The following is a 2,187-nucleotide window of genomic DNA, read 5'->3' as shown; positions in this document are numbered from 1 at the left end:
CGTTCTCGACGGCCCGCCGCCACTCCCCGGCCGCCGACCCGGGGCGCGCGTCGCCGAGGTCGCGCACGTTGCCGGCGCCGCGGCGGGCGACGCCGCCCCAGCTGGTCGGGCCGGCCCGGCGATCGATCGGCGCCGCCGCGCCTCGCCGTCCCCGCCCGCCCGGCCCGGCAGCGGACGAGCCCGCTCCCCGGCCCCTCGCCGCGCCGCCCGAACGGCCGCGATCGCCAGCCGGCCCACGCCCTCTCGGGCCCGGTGCCCGGCCGTCGCCGGCCCGGCGGCGGTCGCCCGACGGCCCGTCGGCCCGAGCGCGGGCCCGATCGCCGGCCGCCGACCGGGAGCCGCCACGGGCGCCCGACGGCGCGGCGCGCCCCCGGGGTGCCGGGCCTCCGTCCGATCGGGAAGGGCGCCCTCCGGCCGGTCCGCCGGCGCGACCCCTCGGCGCACCCTCCGCCGCCGACCGCGACGGGCGGCGGTCGCCCGTCGCGCCCGTTCGGCCGCCAACGGGCCGGTCACCGGACGACGACCGGGGCGGACGTCGATCGCCCGAGGGTCCGTCTCCGTCGCCCGGGGTGAACCGGGAAGGACGGCGGTCGGCGGATCCACCCGCCCGGCCGCGCACCGGCCGGCCGCCGGCCGACGGAGGACGCGACGGGCGACGATCGTCCGACCAGCCGGACCGGCCGCCCGCCGGACGCTCACCCGACGCCGCACGCGACGGGCGACGATCGTCCGACCAGGTGGAGCGACCGCCCGCCGAGCGGTCGCCCGGCGAGGAACGGGGCGGGCGACGATCGTCCGATCCGCTCGAGCGGCCGCCCGTCGGACGGTCACCGGACGGGCGGCGGTCGCCCGACGGGCCCGGTCGACCGGACCAGGCCCGGTCCGCCGACGGGCGAGAGGGGCGGCGGCCAGACGTGCCCGCCCCGCGCCCGGTGGAGGACGAGCCGGGCGCCGAACGGGGCGGGCGGCGATCGCCGGGCGAGCCGCCGCGGCCCCGGGGGTCGTCGTCGCGCCCCGAACCGGGCGGTCGGCGACTCGTGGAGCCGGCACCCCGGCCGGCGGAACCACTCGACCGGCCCGTGGAGGGCGGCACCGAGCGGGCGCCTCCGCTTCCCCTCGCGCCGCCGCCGTCGCCGGCCGGCGAGCCGGAGCGACCGGTGGTGCGGCGGGGCTGGCCGCCGCCCCGGCCGCCGCCCGCCGAGGGGCGGGCGGGGCGCGACGGGCGGCGAGGCGGTTCGGGCATGGACGGATCAGCCTAGTGGCGGCCGGTGCTCGGCCGACGGGGCCAACGCTCGGCAGACGCGGCCGGCGCACGGCCGATGGACTCGGCGGCGCTCCCGCGACGGGCCCGGCCGACGGCAGACGGGCTCCGCGGCGCACGGCCGACGCCAGCCGGCGCACACCCGACGGGCTCGGCGGCGCTCGGCCGACGGGGGACGGCCCTTGGCCGACCGGGCTTGGCGACGCCGGGAGCGCCGGGGGCTGCGACGCCGCGATCGGACGGCACGGCGCACCCGGCGCCGTGCCCGGCGGCTGGCGCCGTGTGATCGCGGCCGGCGGGGCACGCCGGAGGCCAAAACGACGAAAGGAGCCCCCTCGGGGGCTCCTTTCGTCAGTGAGAAATCCGGCGGCGACCTACTCTCCCAGGGGGACTACCCCCAAGTACCATCGGCGCTGGCGGGCTTAACTTCCGTGTTCGGGATGGGAACGGGTGTGGCCCCGCCGCTATGGCCACCGGAAACCGGTGAGTTGCTCGAGGTGCTCCTCGAGAACTGGAGAGCGAGCACGAACATCATTGTTGATCCAAGCCCTCGGCCGATTAGTACCGGTCGGCTGAACACGTTGCCGTGCGTACACCTCCGGCCTATCAACGTGGTCATCTGGCCACGGGCCTTACCTGGTTGACCCAGTGGGGAACCTCATCTAGGAACGAGCTTCGCACTTAGATGCTTTCAGCGCTTATCCCTTCCGCAGGTCGCTAACCAGCCGTGCCCCTGGCGGGACAACTGGCACACGAGAGCTGCGTCCGTCCCGGTCCTCTCGTACTAGGGACAGCCTTCCTCAAGTTCCCTACGGCTGCGGCGGATAGGGACCGAACTGTCTCACGACGTTCTAAACCCAGCTCGCGTACCGCTTTAATGGGCGAACAGCCCAACCCTTGGGACCTGCTTCAGCCCCAGGATGCGA

The 2,187-nt window shown here is 77.4% G+C and carries 2 rRNA genes; both read right to left on the bottom strand.

Going from position 1 to position 2,187, the window contains the following annotated elements:
- Window positions 1–1,622: 1,622 nt before the first annotated feature.
- Window positions 1,623–1,739, bottom strand: a 5S ribosomal RNA gene (gene rrf / locus VGB14_15755).
- A 59-nt stretch (window positions 1,740–1,798) separates the two neighbouring features.
- Window positions 1,799–2,187: ribosomal RNA gene (locus VGB14_15750) — 23S ribosomal RNA — on the bottom strand; the annotation flags it as partial.

The organism is Acidimicrobiales bacterium (assembly GCA_036399815.1).
Classification (GTDB): Bacteria; Actinomycetota; Acidimicrobiia; order Acidimicrobiales; family DASWMK01; genus DASWMK01.
The sequence above is the reverse complement of the archived record's forward strand: the minus strand, read 5'-3'. Positions and strand labels throughout refer to the sequence as shown.